Below are 18,333 nucleotides of genomic sequence, written 5' to 3' on the forward strand. Positions count from 1 at the left end.
GAGAGTAGGTTTTCCATCCTCATACAATTTATTCCTTTTCGAAATGACCGTAACGAGTGTCCCCTTCGGCACGCTGGGATTTATGCTATCGATGGTTATCCTGAACGAAAAAAAGCCAAGCCAGGTTCCGCACAGCATCCCTGACTCAGCATTTTCAATTGATCCATTTACATATGTAATTTTGTTTCGGGTACCTGAAGCACATCAGAGTAATTCAACATCTCAATAATCCTGCTAGCCGGCACTGGTTTGCTGATGAGAAATCCTTGAATCTGATCGCACCGGTACGTTTGGAGAATACGAAGCTGCTCCGGCAGTTCAACTCCCTCTGCCACTACGGTTAGCCCAAGCCGGTGAGCCATTTCGATCAAAGACGATACGACAACTTGGCTCCGAATATTATCTGCCAGTTGATCGATCAATGTTTTATCAATTTTCATACATTGTATGGGGAGTTGACATACATATTTCATTGAAGAGTAGCCTGCTCCAAAATCGTCAATGGAAATCAGGAAACCCAGATTACGCAATTCGACCAATATATTGATCACTTCTTCAAAATTTTCGATCGCAAAACTTTCCGTCACTTCCAGCTCGAAATGGCACGGATCGACCTCTTCTTCTGCGAACACGCCGCGAATTCGATCAACAAAGTTTGGCTGCAGCAGTTGTACGCCCGAAATATTAATGGCAACGATAAGAGGCATGTCTGCAGATTGCTTTCGCCATGCGATGAATTGTCGACATGCCGCTCGCATGATCCATTCGCCTATTTCATTAATGATTCCGGAATACTCAGCAATGGGAATAAACTCATAAGGAGATACATGTCCGAGTTGTCTGTTCGTCCACCTGAGCAGCGCTTCCACCCCGACAATTTGATTTCGTGCCAAATCCAACTTCGGTTGGTAATGAAGAGTAAACTCGTCATTGTCAATCGCACATTTCAAGTATTGCTCTAAGAGCATTCTTCTGGTCCGAATCGCTTCAATCGATTCCGAATACACTCGGTAATTATTTTTGCCGGATTCTTTGACATCCAACATAGCGATATCAGAATGATGAAGCAGTCTTTCCGAATCTATTCCATGATCAGGATATAGGCTAATTCCGATACTGGCTGAAATCGCAGCACGGTAGCCATTTAGATCATAAGGCACATTAATCGCCTCTTTGATAACCTTCGCCAGGTGTTCTATTTGGTTGGAGTCGTGATCATAATGGGATACGATGCAAAACTCATCCCCCCCCAATCGGCAAAGGAATTCACCCTCCTTCATACAAAGCCGTAATCTCCCAGCAGCTTCGATCAGCAGCAAGTCGCCAATATGATGTCCCATCGTATCGTTGATCAGCTTAAAACGATCCAAGTCGATGAAGATTACGGCAAAGCGGAATGGAAGCTGACGGTTTTGTTGAATGATTTTCTCAAGATACTCGAAGAAAGCTCTTCGATTGTTGAGACCGGTCAAATTATCATGATTCGCTTGATATTGAATTTCGTTTTGCGATTGCTCTAGCGACGTCATCATATGGTTAAACGACTTCTCGAGCAGGGTAATCTCATCTTTGCCGGATTCCTGAATGCGAATCGAAAAATCTTGCTTTATTTTAATCACATTCATCCCATTGATCGTATGGTTTAATCTAGCAAATATCGTTCGCTGAAGGACGAAGCTAATAATGAAAAAGAATACTAACCCGGAAAGTCCGAAATAGAATAAGTAAAATAGGATACTTCTCTTGGCTTCCTTATATAATTCTCTCGGCTTCACGAATTTCAGGAGAACGGCTGGCTTATTATTGATGTCTGATAGTAGTGTGAAGCTTGTGATCGTCGATTTATCGGACTCGGTCCAAAACGGCATGGTTCGGTTTCTGGGACCAGTTATAGTTGTAGCTTGAACAGGAGGAATAAAAGATGGATCCACAATAGATATACTTAAGGGCATGTCCGTTTTTTCGGAAATATACTGTACGTAATTCGTGTCTAAGAAACGCGCGAAAACCAAGGTTCCGTGAACGGGTCCTTCATTGTCGCTCGTTAAAATGGGACATGAAGTTGCGATCAGCGGTTGCTTGTCAACCATCAATATCCCCATCTTTCGGGAAGAAGCGTCCGAATGTTCAAGGAAAGAAGCATACTCTGTCTGTAAGGTATGGATGAACGTGCTTGGATAGGCGAGAGAGCGTTTATTGCCATAATCGTAAGCTTTTCCGAAGTAAACTTGCTTTTGGTTGTTCATCAGAAGCGTTATATTAAGACGACTTGACATAAACAAAGAATCGGTATAATTAACCGTGAGATAAGGATCGTTATTAGCAGGAATCGTCGGCCTATCAATAAAGTTGTATGTATCGTCCCAGCCCGCATAATTAATTGCAATTGCACCGAGATTTGTATACTCATCAAAATAAGAAAGAAGGTTTTGCTTCATGTTTTCACGCAAACCTTCAAGCTCCATCTGCTCATAATTGCGCAAAAGAGCTCTCTCTGAAATCAGGTATAGAAGTGAAAGCATGCAAAGCGTCGATATCCCAACGTAGATGATGATTTTCCGGCGAAGCGACATGGCAACATCAACCTCCAATGATGAATTTCTTCTAGCAATAGTCCTTAGGTTGAATAGATGCCTATTATCTCCGTTCAAAAAAAAACCGCATCAGCTTAAATGAGATGTGGTTTTCTTTTTCGGCAACTAGCTAGCGTGGCGCATATGTATATGTATTTATCTAATTTGATTATAATTGACTATAAAAAACAACACAACAAGTAGTTCTTAAGTATTATAAAATTGAACTATCATTAGGTATTAAGCGGGAAGCCCGTCGAGTGTCGGAGGCCGGAATTCGACTTCTCAGCTAAACGTCCGTACTGTATAAGTGTAAAGACGCGCTTAATCATGCTGCCTCGAACAAATAAGCGCGAAAAACGCGCTTTCAGCGAGAGTCCCTCGAGCCGAAGCTCATCCATTGAGTCCGAGGAATCTTCCGTTCTGCAATCAGGTGAATCCTTTTCCTGTATCTCCCAAATCGTTTTGTAAACCGATTCTTCAACGCTTTTTATGGACAGATTCAGTATAGGTTTTTACATGTACCTGCCAAAACCTAGGAAAGTGTTCTTTCAAGGTTGGATTGTTCATTTTACAACACTTATCCACGGATTGGCATCTTGCAAAATTTCCTATACAACAAAAATAAGCTAAGTCACAGTGGTTATTAACCAACTGGACTTAGCTTTTCCATTTAACTGTGTATAATTAAAGGCACAACTTTCCCTTCATTTACATCAATTAAACCAAAATCCGTTATTTTCAACGCAGGACTAACCGGTAAAGAATGCGTACTAATGGACATGATCGGGTTATAATGGCAGTAGCCTAACGATTCCATGGCCTTGCGCAGCTGCTCAACTTCCTTGGCGACTTGCTCCAAAGGGACCTCGGTTAAAATACCGCCGACCGGCAGCTCAAGATTAGCGATCACCTCGCCATTCTCAACTACGCTAAAGCCCCCTTGATTCTTGATGACCTCATTCACAGCAATCATCATATCGACGGGATTGTGTCCGACAACAAGCATGTTATGGTTATCGTGGGAATACGTCGTTGCTATGGCTCCTCGCTTGATCGTATCCCCGCCGATTAAACCATAAGCGCGATTCCCGTTTTTCCCGTAGCGTTCAAACGTAGCAATGAGTCCATAGCCGCTTTCCTGCCAGTTCAACTTCCCTTGATGAACCTCTACATCGATCTGCTGCTCCTCTGTAAACGTGGAGCCATCCTTCACCATCATGGCTCGGCAGGCATACCGGCCATCTGCAAATTCTGTGTTCACTGAGAAGTCCGCTTCTGTTAACTGCGCCATATGAACGCTATGATAATAGTGCGCTGGAAAGGCAGGTGTATGGACGGCAGGTTTGTACGGCTCACGCACATCGTAGACCTTACGGCCATGCTTATAAACTTGGTCGATCGTCAGCTGCTCCAGATCGGATATCAGTTGAAAATCACCAATTTTACCGGGTGCAATTACGCCGCGATCATACAGCCGCATTCTTTTGGCTGGAGAAAGCGTGCTGGCATAAATCGCCTGCTCAGGCTTCATGCCCATGCCGATCGCTTTGCGAACAAGGTGATTCAAGTGTCCTCGACGTTCGAAGGAGTCAGCCATCACATCATCGGTAACAAAGCAAAAGTGCTCAGATACCTCATGCTCCATCAAATACGCCATCACTTCAGGCGTCATCGATTTTTCTTGAATTTCAATAAACATACCTGCAGCGATCCGAGCTTCCATACCCTCGATCGATTGATGTGTATGATCGGAATCTACCCCGCTATAGATCATTCGATGCAAATCCAGATCTAATAATTTCGGCACATGCCCTTCAATAATGAGATGAGGATAATGAGTGCGGATATGAGTTAAAATGTGGTTCGTTTTGCAATCGGGATCCGTTATGACATCTACGTAGTTCATGATTTCGCCTAAACAAATGATGCGCTCTGTACGAAGCAGCTCGTCCAAATCCTCGATTTCAATCGCGCCTCCGGTCGTTTCCATCGAAGTGGCAGGAACTGAGCTCGGGATGGCATAGAACATGTCCGCTACACAATGTTGGCTAGCTTTAATGAATTCCTTTACCCCATCAAGTCCGAAGACATTAGCGATCTCATGAGGTTCTGGAACGATGGTTGTAACACCGTTACGAATGAGTCCATAAGAGAATGTCTCCGGCGTTACCATCGTGCTTTCGATATGCAAATGGATATCAATAAGGCCGGGAATCATATACCGTCCTTGCCCGTCCAAGTGCTCAGCCGCTTCGAAGCTATCGGCAGCTCGTTCCCCGATATATAGAAATCTACCATCCAAGATCGCTGCATTGCCTTGAATGAATGTTTTAAAATAACTATTATAAATTCGTACATTCTCAATCAGTAAATCTACACGCATCTGCCTTCGCCTCCAAGTACATTACTCAACTAGAACTAATTTCTCGCTAGGAAAAAGAAGCCGAACTTCTTGACCATTCTGGTAAGGAAGTTCCATTTCTTTATTCACTGTGAAATTCCCCAGCTCCGTCTCGACAACGTATTGATAGCTTCTTCCTAGGAAGGTGCTGACCTTGACACCACCTGTCAAACGATTCGTTCCTGCCTCGATTTCATCAAGCATTCCAATAACGACATCATCCGGACGAATAGCGCCTTGCTTGCCTAGCTGTTCACCTTTGCTTGCATGCTTCGTGACAGCGAACATATAGTCTTTTACCTTCAACGCAATCTCTTCATTTCCATCGACCCTCGAATCGAAGGTAATAAAATTCGTAAAGCCAATAAACCGAGCCACAAACTCTGTTTTTGGATATTTAAATATCGCCGCTGGAGCGCCAAGCTGTTCAATGATGCCTTTATTCATAATCGCTACTTGATCGGAGATGGAGAAGCACTCCTCCTGATCATGCGATACATAGACCGTAGTAATGCCAAGCTCTTGCTGAATACGGCGGATCTCCACCCGCATGTTAATACGCAAATTAGCGTCCAAATTGCTTAGCGGTTCGTCGAAGAGCAGCAGTTCCGGCTCAATTACAAGCGCCCTGGCAATAGCAACCCGCTGTCTTTGGCCGCCTGAGAGCTCCTTCGGAAACCGTTTTTCGAAGCCGGACAAGCTTACGATATCGAGGATGTTCCGGACCCGCCGATCGATCTCTGCCCCGTTCACTTTCCGAAGACGCAGACCGAAAGCTACATTATCATAAATGGATAAGTGTGGAAACAAAGCGTAGCTCTGAAACACGAATCCGAAGTTCCGTTTGTTGACGGGAACGTTCGTATAATCTTTTCCATTTAGTGAAAATTTGCCCGCCCTTGCCTCTATAAATCCCGCGATTAGCCGCAAAGTTGTCGTTTTCCCGCATCCACTTGGACCGAGCAGCGAGATCAGACTTCCTTTTTCAACACTTAAGTTGAAGTCCTGCAGAATATATTGCTGGTCATAGGCAACCGAAATATTTTCCAGTGATAGCAATGCCATGGATGAAAGCCTCCGTTATCGTTTGGTGAAATAGGATAAACCCATCAACCGTTCAATGATGAACATAAGTACGGCAGTGAAGAGCATGAGTAAGACAGAAATAGCGGCAATAGTAGGGTCAAAATGATTCTCCACATACGTCAGCATCTGAATTGGCAGTGTACTAACTCCGGGACCCGTCATAAAGACCGAAATGTCGACATTATTAAATGATTCTAAAAATGCGATAAGAATGGCCGCGATAATACCGGACTTGATGTTCGGCAGGACGACTTTGAAAAAGGTTTTAAGCTGACCGGCGCCAAGACTTAACGCAGCTTCCTCAATCGCAAAATCAAAATTCGATAGGCTTGATGCAATAACGCGGATGATAAAAGGAAGCATAATCACGGTATGTCCGATCAGCAGAGCTGCATAGATCGGCAGGTGATAAGTGACGATAAGGTACTTAAGCATCGTAAACCCAAGCACAATACCGGGAATAAGCACTGGGGAAATAAAAATCGCATTAAGCGCCCCTTTTCCCTTAAACTCAAACCGGCTTAACGCATAAGCCGCTGGGATACCAAGCAGTAATGCAAACAAATTACCGATCATCGATACGATAACAGAGGTACCCGCGGTCGTCATGAACATCTTGACTTCCAAAATGTTGCGGTACCATTTCAATGAGAATCCTGTCGGTGGGAATTTCAATACACTCCCTGGCTCAAATGAAGCAAAAGCAATAATGACGAGCGGCCCGAGCAAGAACATGTAGACAAGAAGCGTAAATAAGGCCAGTCCTCGATTCTTCTCCCGCATACTTCTACCCCTTCGGATTTAATTTAGTAGCCAGTTTGTTCATAAGCGCGATAACCACGAAGGTGATCACGATCATAATCACGGCAATGACGGAGGCGAGATACCAATCGTTCAGTGTAATCGCATTCTGATAGAGGAATGTGGAAATGACCCGCTGCTTGCCTCCGAGCAAAGCCGGTGTCGTATAAGCTGTCAAGCTTCCGACAAAAACCAGGATACTGCCTATAATTAATCCGGGTACACTAAGCGGCACGATGACCTTGACGAAGGCCGTAAATCGGTTAGCTCCAAGGCTTTCTGCCGCTTTAATCAGATCCGGATCTATATTCTCAAGAACACCGACCAACGTAATTATGATGAGCGGAAGAAATAAATGGAGAAGACCAATCATCATCGCTGCAGGCGTGTACAAAATATCGAGTGGCTCTTGGATGATACCAATGGCCATCAAGGCATTATTGAGCAGCCCTTTTTTACCTAAAATAATCATCCAGCTGAACGACCTTACAACCGAGCTCGTAAGCAACGGAAATATAGCTAGTGCAAGAAAGATGGCCTTTTGTCTCGGACTCTGTTTGGAGATGAAGTAAGCTACAGGAAATCCAAGCAAGATGCAACATAGGGTGGTTACCAAGCTGACACGCAGCGTTGTCCACACGATTTTGAGAAAGTAAGGGTCTTTAAAGAAATTCAAGTACCCTCCAAGCGTAAATGTCCCTTTATCGAAAAAGGTTGAACCTATCGTGAGTAGGATCGGTACCACCATGAAAATCGTCAGGAACAGCAATCCCGGTAGCAATAATAAAAATAAGAACTTTTTTTTCATGTAGCTTTACTCCTGTTCCTGGGTTCGCTAGGCACGCAGTACGTGTATAAAAAGCTGGAGGAATTCGTCAGCCGATACTTCCGTACAAACATGAACATTAGCCTCTTTGGACAAGCGGTTTTGAAAATCGCATACGGTTTGTCCGTCGCACAACTCGCTGCGGGTTTCAACATCAACGTAATATTGGCGTGTTGTGACCAGCTGTCTATTCAAAGCCACTCCGACTGCAAGTGGATCATGAAGCGCACAGGCCCGAACCCCATTACGTTCATAGTAACGCTTCATATAATTCGCGGTGCTTTCCTGAACATAACGGGCTATTGGAGAATCACCGAGCTCGCGGATATGTTCGTCGGTCAGCAGCGCTTTACGCGTCACATCCAACCCTACAAGGGTTAGGGATGGAAAACCTGCCTGGAAAACGATCTTCGCGGCTTCCGGATCGACATACATATTGTACTCCGCCGTGGGCGTTACATTACCGAAGCCTTGAACGACGCCACCCATCACAATCACTTCCTTGACCTGATGAATCAGATCAGGATGCTTCATAACCGCCAAAGATAGATTCGTTAGCGGAGCTGTCATAACTAAAGTGACTTCTCCGGCATGCTCCCGCACTTGATTTACGATGAAATCAGCTGCATGTCCAGCAGTCGTCTGCATATGAACCGGCATATCGCTTAAAGCGCCGCCAAGCCCGTCATTGCCGTGAACATTGTGCTCAAAGTGAGAAGCTCGCATCAAAGGCTTGTCTGCCCCTTTAACGACAGGAATCTTCTCTTCCATCCCAAGAAGTTGGAGGATCTTACATGTATTCTTAGTCGCTTGGTCCAGAGAAACGTTGCCATTCACAGTTGTAATTCCGAGCACATCCATATTTCCGCTGCGAACAGCCAATAGAATACCTAACGCATCATCCACACCCGTGTCTACATCCAGGATGACCTTTTTTTTCATGACGAAGCCCCCTTCAAGTCTAATGAAGCAATCAAGGGTATATCAGCCAGCATATACCCTTGATTGGTTATTTTTATTGAGCAACTTCTTTGTTAAAGCGGGCAATCCAAGCTTTAAGATTTTGATTGACGAATTTCATATCCAATTTACGAAGTTTACTCACAACGTCTGCGCCATAAGTAATCCCCGTAGCTTCTTCAGGCGAAAGCTGAAGTGTCGTGTTTACAGGTGAATCTACTTTCGCTTTCGCTGATTTCTCCTGTACTTCCTTGCTCAAATGCCAGTTGATGAAATCCTCAGCCAGCTGCTTATTTTTACTTCCTTTAATCACGTTGACCGTGTTCATAACGGCGTAAGCTCCTTCTTGCGGGGAGACGAACTTCGTTTCTGGCACAGCCGCTTTCAAATCCTTCACATACATTTCCATGATAGGACCCGCTGCAATTTCCCCTTGCGAGAACATGTTAACGAATTCGGACGTTTGGCCGTAGTATTTAACGACTCCTTTGTTCAGTTCCTTAACCTTTGCGAAAGCTTGATCTTCATTAAAAGTCGTATTGCCAGCAACCATAGATGCTGCATCCAAAACCATTGGACCTGTTGTTGCCGTGATGTTAGGCAGTGTCAGCTTCTTGGACAGCTCAGGACTCCAGAGGTCGCTCCATGACTTAATCTCTTTGGTGGTTGCTTTCGGATTGTAGGCAATACCCAGTCGACCAACTGTATAGGCAGGACCGTAATCTTCACCCAGTGGCGCCTTAGCCAAATCATAGATGTCTTTCAAATTCGGAATGCGACTGCGATCGATTTTATCGAAAAGTCCCGCTTCAATTCCTTGTTGTGCATAATAGTCAGATAAATAAATGAGGTCCACGCTCGAGCTGCCTTGTTTCACTTTGTTCAAACGTTCTGCGTTATTGCCTATTTCCAGAACAATCTTAGCGTTATGCGCTTTCTCAAACGGCGCGTACACTTCTTTCTTGAAGAAATCATCCGAAAACCCCCAGGTGGAAATGACTAAAGTCGTAGGTTCCCCTTTGGATGCCGCTGTGGCAGCTGCTTTTGGTGCTGTTGTAGCTCCACTCTGGTCCTTCGCAGGCGCTGTGCCGCAACCTGTTAAGGCTAGTCCTACTACAGATAAAGAAATTAAACCATGAACCATTTTTTGTTTCATCATTCATCGTCCTCCCAGTTTTATCTTGTATGATTTTAATGCGTGAATCCCCTGTTAAATTTTTACTAGTATTCTTCAAGACCATAGATCTATGCGCATCTCGCTCTAACGGCAACATGCAAAAAAAAGAAAAGTACCCTTGATAGAAAGAAGCTTCTAACAAGAGCACTCTTCATTGTAAACAATGCAAAGTGACATCTATTGGTATACATGTGGTTTCCTCTTAAGATAAATCAAAAGAGAACACCGCCCGACTAAATTATTCGGTTTGTTTAAGAATAATGTTCGTGATTGCCCATTGCGTCGGCGGATCATAGTCCCTTAATACGGCATCCATGGATAGGCCAAGTTCTTGCTCTAGCCTTTCCCGGATTCTCTTCTTGTATATGGAGGACATATAAAAATCGACTTCGTGTTTGAGCGTTGGCGCCTCGCCCTCTAATGCGGTTGAACGCGGTGAGCGGCGATGCTTGGCATGGAAAGTAATAATGTTCTGATCAATGGAAACCTTCAGCAGTGTTGTGCCAAACCCGAACAACTCTTTGGAGATTTCGTTATAGAGGTGACACAGCTTCTTCTTGTATTCATTAGAATCTAGTTGTGGCATGGAATCACCTTCAAGATCAATTATCAACCCATATGCATGTAAATCTATCTTAATAATACATAGGATTTCAGAATTAATCAAGAGAATCGTTCGTCTTTCTCACTGAAAAAGGGCAATATTTCCCTATCTGACATCGAAATGATCAAATTTTCCGAATGTCTTACAAATTTTGATGAAAATGTCGGATCTCGCTTGCAGGCACATTATGCTTAGCATGCATTTTTTCCTTAGAATCTTTATTTTACTCAGAAATGTTCACTGCCTTTACACTAGTACTTTATTCCTAATAAAAAGAGTGTTATTATTTAATAAATGAATTGTAATTCTTCTGTTATACGATAAGAGCAAAGCTAATGAAAATTAGTGACGCAAAGCTACAGGAGCTAAGGCGAAATATATCGCTATGCTTGCCAGTTACCGAAGGAAGGGAATATATCTACAACTCCCCTTATTCTTCAAATAAGGGGAGTTTTTCTTATGTAACGAATGATTTGTAGCCACCTATAACAGTAATTAGCTAGGTAGAAAGTCCCCCCTGAAAGGTGATGATTAATATGGCAAGACTAATGGTTGTAGATGATTCTATGTTTATGCGATTGATGATTAAAAACATACTCTTAGAATTAGGGCATGAAATTGTAGCCGAAGCATCGAATGGACTTGAAGCAATCTCTCTGTTTTTACAGCATTCACCTGACATCATTACGTTAGATATTACAATGCCCGAGATGGATGGTATTACTGCATTAAAGGAAATTAAAAGTTACAAGAGCGATTCAAAGATCATTATGGTATCGGCAATGGGGCAACAATCATTTGTTATTGAAGCTATTACACTTGGCGCTAGAGATTTTATTGTGAAGCCTTTTGATAAAGACAGGGTTGCTGAAGCTGTAAAAAAGGTACTGAATATGTGAATTCCCTCAAAGCTTTCCACCTGAATGCATCACTATTCCGCTTTTGGGACCTCTACTTTAAAAAAACTTAGCAAATCACAATACTTAAACAGTCTCAGCTCCTACGTTCCGCTAACTAAAGGTCGGGCGTTCTGATTAACGATCGGTCAGCAGCATCCCTATCGGGCTAAAGGAGCATGTTCTGATTTCATTCTGGGATCTGTCTCCTTCTGTTTTCTTTTAATACAGATGATACTGCTGTTTCATGTGTGCGAATTCTCGACTTTCGTCCCGAAATTGCTCCAACAACACCGAAACATCTAGTGATTCCTCCCGGTACACCTTATCCCCGCACAATAAATCAATAAAAGGCCTGGATCCCTCATTCAGAGGTGGCAGGAAAGAAAATTGCTCATAATTACGCTTAATCGTATACATCAGTGTGATAGCTGTCTCCAAAGGCCGAATTGCTCGGGTATCAAGTATATGAAGCTGCACGCCGCTGCATGACTCACCCTGAAATTTGGAAAAGCTCGGTTTAAAATAAACCGGACGGAAAACAACCCCAGGCAGTTTCTTACGGTTCATGTCGTCCGCGAGTTGTTGAGCGTCGATAAACGGAGCTCCTACAATTTCAAAAGGAACTGTGGTTCCTCTTCCTTCGGACATGTTGGTGCCTTCAAAAATACAGGTGCCTGGATACAGCAACACCGTATCAAACCGAGGAATCCCCAAGGAGGGCATCACCCAGTGAAGACCGGTATCAGCGAACTGCATCTTCCTCACCCAGCCCTCAGCACGTATCACATGCAGATCACAATGCCAGTTCATCTGATCGTTAGCCATGGTGGCCACCTCACCGGCAGTCAGTCCGTAACGCACGCAAAGCGGATAATGGCCAACAAAAGATTGATAGTCCTCCTTTAAAATGTTACCTTCTACCGTCACCCCATCCAGTGGGTTAATCCGGTCCAGAATGACAAATGGCTTGCCTGCTTTCGCACAGTCTTCCAAAGCATATAACATCGTATAAATAAAAGTGTAGTATCGTGTGCCCACGTCCTGAATATCATAGACGACCATATCTACCTCATCAAGCATTTCCTGACTCATGCGCTTGGAATCCTTACGGTACAAGCTATATACCGGCACCTGAGTGATCGGGTCCAGATACGTTTCTACTAGGGCGCCTGCAGCTTGATCTCCACGTACACCGTGTTCCGGTGAAAACAGGGCTGTGAGATTGAAATTCTCATACAGAATTTGAATGGTGGAAACGAATTCACGGTTTAAACCGGTCGGTGCCGTAATTAGCCCCAATCGTTTCCCTTTAAATAAATGAGTATACTGCCCAATGCAATCGATACCGTTTCTGATCATAGCTGCCTCCCACATTTTTTTGATAATATAAACGGATTACGCCGTATTAGACGGTGTTTTAGTCAAGGCTAATGCCTAGCACGATTCTCGCCAAAAATATCTGCCTCATCCGTGTGAAATGTTGTACGTTGTACAACAATATGGAGGCAAATCCACATAATCCACGCGATTGTTGCAAAACATACAACAATTCTAGCCAAAAGTGACTATTTATCATGAAATAAGGCCTAAATTGTTGCACACCATACAACATCCCTCAGCTATTCCCGGAAAATTCGAGGAAATTGTTGTACGAAGTACAACTTGCCTTCCTCCTTACTTCATAACTATTACTGCCTACTACTCTCTACTTAACTCCTTGCACCTAACACCTAGCCCCCAAACAACTAACTCCTAAACCTAACTCCTCACACCTAACACCTAACACCTAACACTCTAACTTCTAACATTACCCAAACGCAAAGTTAAGAAAACCTCTAACGAGGCCATTCATGAAGAGCAGCCGCCTGTAGAGGTTGATTTTATTTTTTATAATTCGGTTTTGAGAACACGCATATTTTCTTCTGGAATCATGAAGGTTTGTGCATATTCTTTTCTGGCTTCAAGGCCGCGCACTCTCATCAAATGCTTGTAGTATTCCAAATACTTGAACGACTTGCTGCCTGTTACGAACCAGTGCGTGGAGACGGCCTTCACCCAAAGATCAAAGGCTTCCTGGTCGTAGTCTACATACACATACGGTCGATAGTCAACCGCATCCTCCCAGTTCTCGGCATAATATAATCTCTGTGCAAAATGTGCAGGAAGCTCCCGCTCGAACGTCGGCAAGGCAGCAAAATAACGGGCATCATTAACAATGCGGTGCGTTGTCGTATGATCCTTGTGCATGCTGTTCTTCCAATGCGTAATAATGACGTTCGGACGAACTTGACGAATGACATCGCATACGCGAAAACGCATTTCTTGGTTATCCTGCAGCTCGCCATCAGGGATATCGTCGAATACGAACGCTTCTCCGCCCAGCATCTCGGCAAAGGTTTTCGCCTCATTCACTTTCTGCACGCGATATTCGGCCATATCTTGTCCTGCCGGAACGCCACGTTCTCCAGCTGTCAACGCCAGAGTCACAATACGGTCACCTTTCAAAAAGTGACTTGCCAACACGCCGCCTGCCGTTAATTCGGCATCACCCACATGGCCACCGATGGCTAATATCGTTAACTTTTCCTCGCTCACTCACACAAACTCCCTTCTCATAACAGAAAATTGTTTGACAGTTGTAAAGCCTGCCTTCTCGTAGATGCGGATTGCCGGATTCGTACTGCCCGTATAGAGCGACATGTAATCGGTCCCAATCGAACGAAAAGCTTCGCACAGCTTAAAGAATAGGATGCTGCCCAGACCGTGTCCCTCGTGCTCGGGAAGAACGCCGATTCCGGCGAAATAGCCCCGGCCGTTGTCTTGGCGAATGACCGGGCCTGCAAATCCGATGACCTTGCCTTTATATGCAGCAATGACGACCGGCACACCGTCTGCCGTGCATTGCCCGATTTCCTTTTGCCATAAAAGATTATTAAAGCCATTAAGCATTTCATCCACACCATCATGCTGTTTCCGGTCAAACAATTCCACCGTGTAACCTTCAGCAGCTGCTTTAACTTCTTTGGTTCTTATATCCTCCGGAATGGTGAAACCGTCCAACTTCAAATACATAGCGCACTCTTTGGCGCGTTCGACATACCCTGCTTGCAGCAAAAACGCATACAATCTACTTTCAATCGGCACGCCCGGCGCATTATTATGCTCATGCTTCGAAGTTCCCGGTATATACCATGGCAGTAACATCGGGTTAAAAAATAAGACATCGCCTTGCTTTTTCCCCAACTGCTTGAAGCGGTGCTCCAAAGCATCCAACATGCCTTGGTAGTTCTCTTCGGTTTTGAAGTCTTCGGCTAATACGATGCAGGTGATGTATCCAGCCACTTCCCCAAGCGGCAGATCATCCCCTGTGCAACCGCAGGCAAGGCCTTTGACCTCATTTTGTTCCAATAAAATAAACGTATTTTGACTATCAAAGTAAGGGTTGGCCGTAAAAATACGCTCAAAGCTTTGTTCGGTAAGCTCCTTATAGCCTTCCTTCACGGCTTCCTCATTCCATAAGTCAATAACCGCCTGACGATATTGTTGATCCCAAGACACAATCATGAAGTCATACCTCCCCCACGCACGGCTTGGATTAGCCCTTCACTGCTCCAACCGTTACACCTTCTAAAAAGTACTTTTGCAAGCTGAAGAAAAGAATAAACATCGGAAGCGCAGAGATCGTAGCCCCTGCCATCATCGGCGCGATAAATGTTGTATTGGCGAAGCGGAAGTTTTTCAATCCGACTTGAATCGTCTGCATATCCATCGTGTTTGTGACAAGCAGCGGCCAGAAGAACGTGTTCCAGCTATCCATAAACGTTAGAATCGCCATTACGGCAAGCACGGTTTTAGACAAAGGTAAAATGATTCTCCAATAGATCGTGAACTGGCTGCACCCTTCGATTTTGGCGCTTTCCATGATCTCGTTCGGGATGCTGCTCATAAACTGTTTAGCCAGAAAAATATTATATACAGTAACGATACCCGGCATAATTAACGCGCTGTACGTATTCTGCAGCTCAAATACGTTAACGACCAGGATATACAAAGGAACTTGCGTGACTTGGTAAGGAATCATCATGGAGACAAGCAGTACCGCAAACAGCACGCCTCTCCCTTTAAAACGAAGTTTAGAAAATGCATAACCGGCCATGCTGGCAAAAATGACATTGGACACCATCACGGTGGTCGCCACGATCAACGAGTTCAGAATCCAACGATACGAATATTCGCTGTAATCAAAGAAATATTTGAAGGAAGCGAATGTGAACTTGCTTGGTAAAATAGAATAGCTCACCGCTCCAGCCTCAACCGGATCAGCAAAGGATGAAATGACCATGAAATAGATCGGAAATATCGTCGCTAAAGCAAAAAGTAGAAGGAATATAAAAATGATTGAATTTCGAACGGTTTTTACTCTAGGTTTTCCTGCATGATTGCTGTATAAAGCCATTTTCTATCCTCCTAATATAGGGATCTTTGAGCGTAGCTCAAAGTCTCTCCGTTTAGGGATCTTTGAGCGAAGCTCAAAGTCTCTCCGCTCTTAATACTCGACGTCTTTTCCTGCATATTTAAACTGAATAACCGAAATTCCCGCGATAATAACAGCTAAAATCAACGATTGCGCCGCAGCTTTACCGAATTCAAAATAAGTAAAGGCATTATTGAAAATCAGTAGACCCACCATCGTCGTCGCATTATTCGGACCGCCACCTGTCATCAGGTACGCGTTCTGGAACACTTGGAAAGAACCGATAACGCCTGTCACCAAAAGGAATAACGTCGCTGGCTTCAAAGATGGAACAACAATGTGCCACAGCTTTTGAAAAAAGTTCGCTCCGTCCATTTCCGCTGCCTCGTAATACGTATCATCAATGCCGAGCAGACCCGCCAGGTAGATGATAATGCTTGTGCCATGACTGGACAACCAGGACATCAGAACCAAAGAGAACATCGCCGTTTTACTTGAGCCGAGCCAGTTCTGATTGGTAAAGCCAAAGAAATGAATCAACTGATTTAAAATTCCGCCTTGCATCGGATCGAAGATCCAAAGCCATACAACGGATAAAGCAACACCTGAAGCAACTACAGGCAAGTAATAGACACCTTTGAAAAAGCCCTGCGTTTTTTTCCTGAGCGGCAGAATCAAAATAGCGATCACCATAGACAAGAACAAGTTAACAGGTACTGTCAAAAGCGTATAGACAACGGTATTGCGCATAGCTTGCCAAAACAAACCGTCTTTCACGGTAGAGACATAATTGTCGAAACCAACATAGGTGGAACCAAGAGGCTTATATTCTTGGAGACTAATGATAAACGCGCTTACGACCGGATATGCGGTGAACATCGCAAAAACGATCAAAGCAACGGCAATGAATGCATATCCCCATGCACCTTCTCCTCTGATTCTCCTTCTTTTCATCGGTTTAACGATATGAGTAGCCATTCTATCAAACCCCGTTTCAGAAAGCTCGGTTAAAATAGTTCGGATAGCCGTGTAATATGCATCACGACTATCCGAGGTTTACAGCTTATGATTAATCTTTCACTACGCCGTCTGCGCCAAAGGCAGCAATCGCAGCGGTTTTCACAGCTTCATACATCGCTTCAGGTGTAATTTCACCTGCGATTAGACCTTGGAACTTAGGCACGATAACTTCAGTTTCCAATTTAATCGCTTTAGCACCCAGTTCTGTCGGGATATCCGAACGAGCCGGTGTTGCATTTTTCAGCATATAGTCAACAGCAGCTACGTTCTCAGGGCTTCTGTCAATTTTCATGCTTTCAGCCGCTTTTTTACCGCTTTGCGTAATGTGTGCAGAGAACAGATCACTGTTTGTTGCAGCAGCATTTTTACCGCTAGCCAAGAAGTAAGCCGCTTTTACAACGTTCGCTTTGTGCTCAGCCGTAGGTTCCTTTTTACCGCGGAACGTCATGTAACCGTCAACGACCGTAGCGAATGATGGTTTGGCACCTTGGAAAGTCGGAGCCGGCAATACAACATAATCAACCGGGATGCTGTCTTTTACAGCGCTAGCGTCACTTGCTTTCAGCTTTGCGTTATTTGTTTTTGCGGAATTCTCAAACACGGCAAGCCCTTTACCTGTAATCATCGTTTGACCTGTCAAGAACATGTTCCAACGCTTACCAGCATCTACAGAGCTAAGCTCTTTCGGCATGGAGCCGTCATCAATCAGCTGACGCAGATCTTTGAGCAATCCTAAGTAGTTTTTGCTAGTGTAAGCATATTTCAAATCTTTGTTAAACGCGTGAGGCATACCGGCATTTTTGGCCATGATACCCAAGTAGTCAACGGCAGCAACGCCTTTAACCGCGAACACGAAGCCGTAGCGTGTTTTGCCGTTTTCAGTTACGACGCCTTTTTTGACCGCTTGACGGAATTCATCGTACGTCCAACCGCTCGTTTGTACTTTCTTCCAATCGATACCGGCCTTTTCCAAGAACGCTTTGTTACCGCCAAGTGCGTGGACTTCCATGTACGCCGGGAAGCCGTAAAGTCCTTTGCCGTTCTTCATGTATTCAAGCGGAGCTTTCTCATAATCGTTAATCATCTCAGGAGTTGCTGAATCTGTAATGTCCATGAGCAAACCTTGCTGCAGATACTTAGGGATGCCGTCAGAGCCTCCGAATGCAATATCCGGCGGGCTGCCTGCATTCACTTGTGTATCCAATTTCTGTTTCATATCTTCCCAGCTTGCCGGTTCGATTTTGAGCGTCAGGTTCGGATACTGAGCGGTAAAGTCCTTGGACATTTGTTCGAACTGTTTTTGGTAGTTCGGTGAAACTGGCGGCAGCAAAGCTGTGATGGTGTCTTTAGCTGTTGAGGCGCCGGCACTAGCCGTTGGAGCAGCAGTACCTGCTGGTGTAGTTGTTGCTTTCGTGCCGGAAGTACCACCACAAGCTGTTAAAGCCATGGTTAAAGCGACGACGGATGCTAATACGGGCATTTTTCTTTTCATGAAAATAGACCTCCTGT

General features: G+C 44.4%; 15 protein-coding genes and 1 riboswitch. Of the genes, 1 reads left to right on the plus strand and 14 read right to left on the minus strand.

The annotated features are described in order from the left end of the window. Nucleotides 1-167: 167 nt before the first annotated feature. From ASG93_RS32575 to ASG93_RS32610, 8 genes are all read right to left on the minus strand, one after another. Nucleotides 168-2,573, minus strand: a complete 2,406-nt coding sequence (locus ASG93_RS32575; RefSeq protein WP_056839158.1) for an EAL domain-containing protein — start codon at nucleotides 2,571-2,573, stop codon at nucleotides 168-170. A 673-nt stretch (nucleotides 2,574-3,246) separates the two neighbouring features. After that, nucleotides 3,247-4,959: an adenine deaminase C-terminal domain-containing protein gene (locus tag ASG93_RS32580; protein WP_056839160.1), complete on the minus strand. Its 1,713-nt coding sequence runs from the start codon at nucleotides 4,957-4,959 to the stop codon at nucleotides 3,247-3,249. A 21-nt stretch (nucleotides 4,960-4,980) separates the two neighbouring features. Next, nucleotides 4,981-6,042, minus strand: a complete 1,062-nt coding sequence (locus tag ASG93_RS32585; RefSeq protein ID WP_056839162.1) for an ABC transporter ATP-binding protein — start codon at nucleotides 6,040-6,042, stop codon at nucleotides 4,981-4,983. Between the two features lie 15 nt (nucleotides 6,043-6,057). Further along, nucleotides 6,058-6,846, minus strand: a complete 789-nt coding sequence (locus tag ASG93_RS32590; RefSeq protein ID WP_056839164.1) for an ABC transporter permease — start codon at nucleotides 6,844-6,846, stop codon at nucleotides 6,058-6,060. Between the two features lie 4 nt (nucleotides 6,847-6,850). After that, nucleotides 6,851-7,672, minus strand: a complete 822-nt coding sequence (locus ASG93_RS32595) for an ABC transporter permease (RefSeq protein WP_056839165.1) — start codon at nucleotides 7,670-7,672, stop codon at nucleotides 6,851-6,853. A 27-nt stretch (nucleotides 7,673-7,699) separates the two neighbouring features. Then, on the minus strand, nucleotides 7,700-8,632 hold the full coding sequence (locus tag ASG93_RS32600) for a nucleoside hydrolase (protein WP_056839168.1): 933 nt from the start codon (nucleotides 8,630-8,632) through the stop codon (nucleotides 7,700-7,702). Between the two features lie 73 nt (nucleotides 8,633-8,705). Then, nucleotides 8,706-9,806 carry an ABC transporter substrate-binding protein gene (locus ASG93_RS32605; RefSeq protein ID WP_414858908.1) on the minus strand — a complete coding sequence of 367 codons (1,101 nt, stop codon included), beginning with the start codon at nucleotides 9,804-9,806 and terminating at the stop codon, nucleotides 8,706-8,708. Nucleotides 9,807-10,065: 259 nt separating this feature from the next. Beyond that, nucleotides 10,066-10,413, minus strand: coding sequence for a hypothetical protein (locus ASG93_RS32610; RefSeq protein WP_047671943.1), 348 nt, complete (start codon nucleotides 10,411-10,413; stop codon nucleotides 10,066-10,068). A gap of 333 nt (nucleotides 10,414-10,746) precedes the next feature. Continuing rightward, nucleotides 10,747-10,835: riboswitch (cyclic di-GMP riboswitch) on the plus strand. Between the two features lie 132 nt (nucleotides 10,836-10,967). Here ASG93_RS32610 and ASG93_RS32615 point away from each other — a divergent pair. Then, nucleotides 10,968-11,330, plus strand: a complete 363-nt coding sequence (locus ASG93_RS32615) for a response regulator (protein ID WP_056839172.1) — start codon at nucleotides 10,968-10,970, stop codon at nucleotides 11,328-11,330. 219 nt (nucleotides 11,331-11,549) lie between these two features. On the opposite strand, the gene ASG93_RS32620 is transcribed toward ASG93_RS32615, so the two are convergent. The 6 genes from ASG93_RS32620 to ASG93_RS32645 all read right to left on the minus strand — a co-directional run bounded on the left by ASG93_RS32620 (nucleotide 11,550) and on the right by ASG93_RS32645 (nucleotide 18,316). Further along, nucleotides 11,550-12,689, minus strand: a complete 1,140-nt coding sequence (locus ASG93_RS32620) for an exo-beta-N-acetylmuramidase NamZ domain-containing protein (RefSeq protein WP_056839173.1) — start codon at nucleotides 12,687-12,689, stop codon at nucleotides 11,550-11,552. 528 nt (nucleotides 12,690-13,217) lie between these two features. After that, nucleotides 13,218-13,925, minus strand: coding sequence for a PIG-L deacetylase family protein (locus tag ASG93_RS32625; protein ID WP_056839175.1), 708 nt, complete (start codon nucleotides 13,923-13,925; stop codon nucleotides 13,218-13,220). Further along, the gene (locus tag ASG93_RS32630) at nucleotides 13,926-14,894 is read right to left on the minus strand and encodes a GNAT family N-acetyltransferase (RefSeq protein ID WP_056839177.1); all 969 of its coding nucleotides are present in this window, start codon (nucleotides 14,892-14,894) and stop codon (nucleotides 13,926-13,928) included. A gap of 31 nt (nucleotides 14,895-14,925) precedes the next feature. Beyond that, complete coding sequence (locus tag ASG93_RS32635) at nucleotides 14,926-15,786, minus strand: carbohydrate ABC transporter permease (protein WP_047671924.1); 861 nt, start codon at nucleotides 15,784-15,786, stop codon at nucleotides 14,926-14,928. A 90-nt stretch (nucleotides 15,787-15,876) separates the two neighbouring features. Then, complete coding sequence (locus ASG93_RS32640) at nucleotides 15,877-16,782, minus strand: carbohydrate ABC transporter permease (protein ID WP_056839179.1); 906 nt, start codon at nucleotides 16,780-16,782, stop codon at nucleotides 15,877-15,879. Nucleotides 16,783-16,873: 91 nt separating this feature from the next. Further along, nucleotides 16,874-18,316, minus strand: a complete 1,443-nt coding sequence (locus ASG93_RS32645) for an ABC transporter substrate-binding protein (RefSeq protein ID WP_056839181.1) — start codon at nucleotides 18,314-18,316, stop codon at nucleotides 16,874-16,876. Between the last annotated feature and the right edge of the window lie 17 nt (nucleotides 18,317-18,333).

Source organism: Paenibacillus sp. Soil787 (genome assembly GCF_001429545.1).
In the GTDB taxonomy this organism is placed as follows: Bacteria; Bacillota; Bacilli; order Paenibacillales; family NBRC-103111; genus Paenibacillus_E.

Excerpts from the sequence above, each read along its gene's own strand:
- ASG93_RS32620 (WP_056839173.1), bottom strand. The coding sequence starts at position 12,689 with ATGATCAGAAACGGTATCGATTGCATTGGGCAGTATACTCATTTATTT.
- ASG93_RS32590 (WP_056839164.1), bottom strand. The coding sequence starts at position 6,846 with ATGCGGGAGAAGAATCGAGGACTGGCCTTATTTACGCTTCTTGTCTAC.
- ASG93_RS32575 (WP_056839158.1), bottom strand. The coding sequence starts at position 2,573 with ATGTCGCTTCGCCGGAAAATCATCATCTACGTTGGGATATCGACGCTT.
- ASG93_RS32595 (WP_056839165.1), bottom strand. The coding sequence starts at position 7,672 with ATGAAAAAAAAGTTCTTATTTTTATTATTGCTACCGGGATTGCTGTTC.
- ASG93_RS32630 (WP_056839177.1), bottom strand. The coding sequence starts at position 14,894 with ATGATTGTGTCTTGGGATCAACAATATCGTCAGGCGGTTATTGACTTA.
- ASG93_RS32615 (WP_056839172.1), top strand. The coding sequence starts at position 10,968 with ATGGCAAGACTAATGGTTGTAGATGATTCTATGTTTATGCGATTGATG.
- ASG93_RS32610 (WP_047671943.1), bottom strand. The coding sequence starts at position 10,413 with ATGCCACAACTAGATTCTAATGAATACAAGAAGAAGCTGTGTCACCTC.
- ASG93_RS32645 (WP_056839181.1), bottom strand. The coding sequence starts at position 18,316 with ATGAAAAGAAAAATGCCCGTATTAGCATCCGTCGTCGCTTTAACCATG.
- ASG93_RS32580 (WP_056839160.1), bottom strand. The coding sequence starts at position 4,959 with ATGCGTGTAGATTTACTGATTGAGAATGTACGAATTTATAATAGTTAT.
- ASG93_RS32605 (WP_414858908.1), bottom strand. The coding sequence starts at position 9,806 with ATGAAACAAAAAATGGTTCATGGTTTAATTTCTTTATCTGTAGTAGGA.
- ASG93_RS32585 (WP_056839162.1), bottom strand. The coding sequence starts at position 6,042 with ATGGCATTGCTATCACTGGAAAATATTTCGGTTGCCTATGACCAGCAA.
- ASG93_RS32640 (WP_056839179.1), bottom strand. The coding sequence starts at position 16,782 with ATGGCTACTCATATCGTTAAACCGATGAAAAGAAGGAGAATCAGAGGA.
- ASG93_RS32600 (WP_056839168.1), bottom strand. The coding sequence starts at position 8,632 with ATGAAAAAAAAGGTCATCCTGGATGTAGACACGGGTGTGGATGATGCG.
- ASG93_RS32635 (WP_047671924.1), bottom strand. The coding sequence starts at position 15,786 with ATGGCTTTATACAGCAATCATGCAGGAAAACCTAGAGTAAAAACCGTT.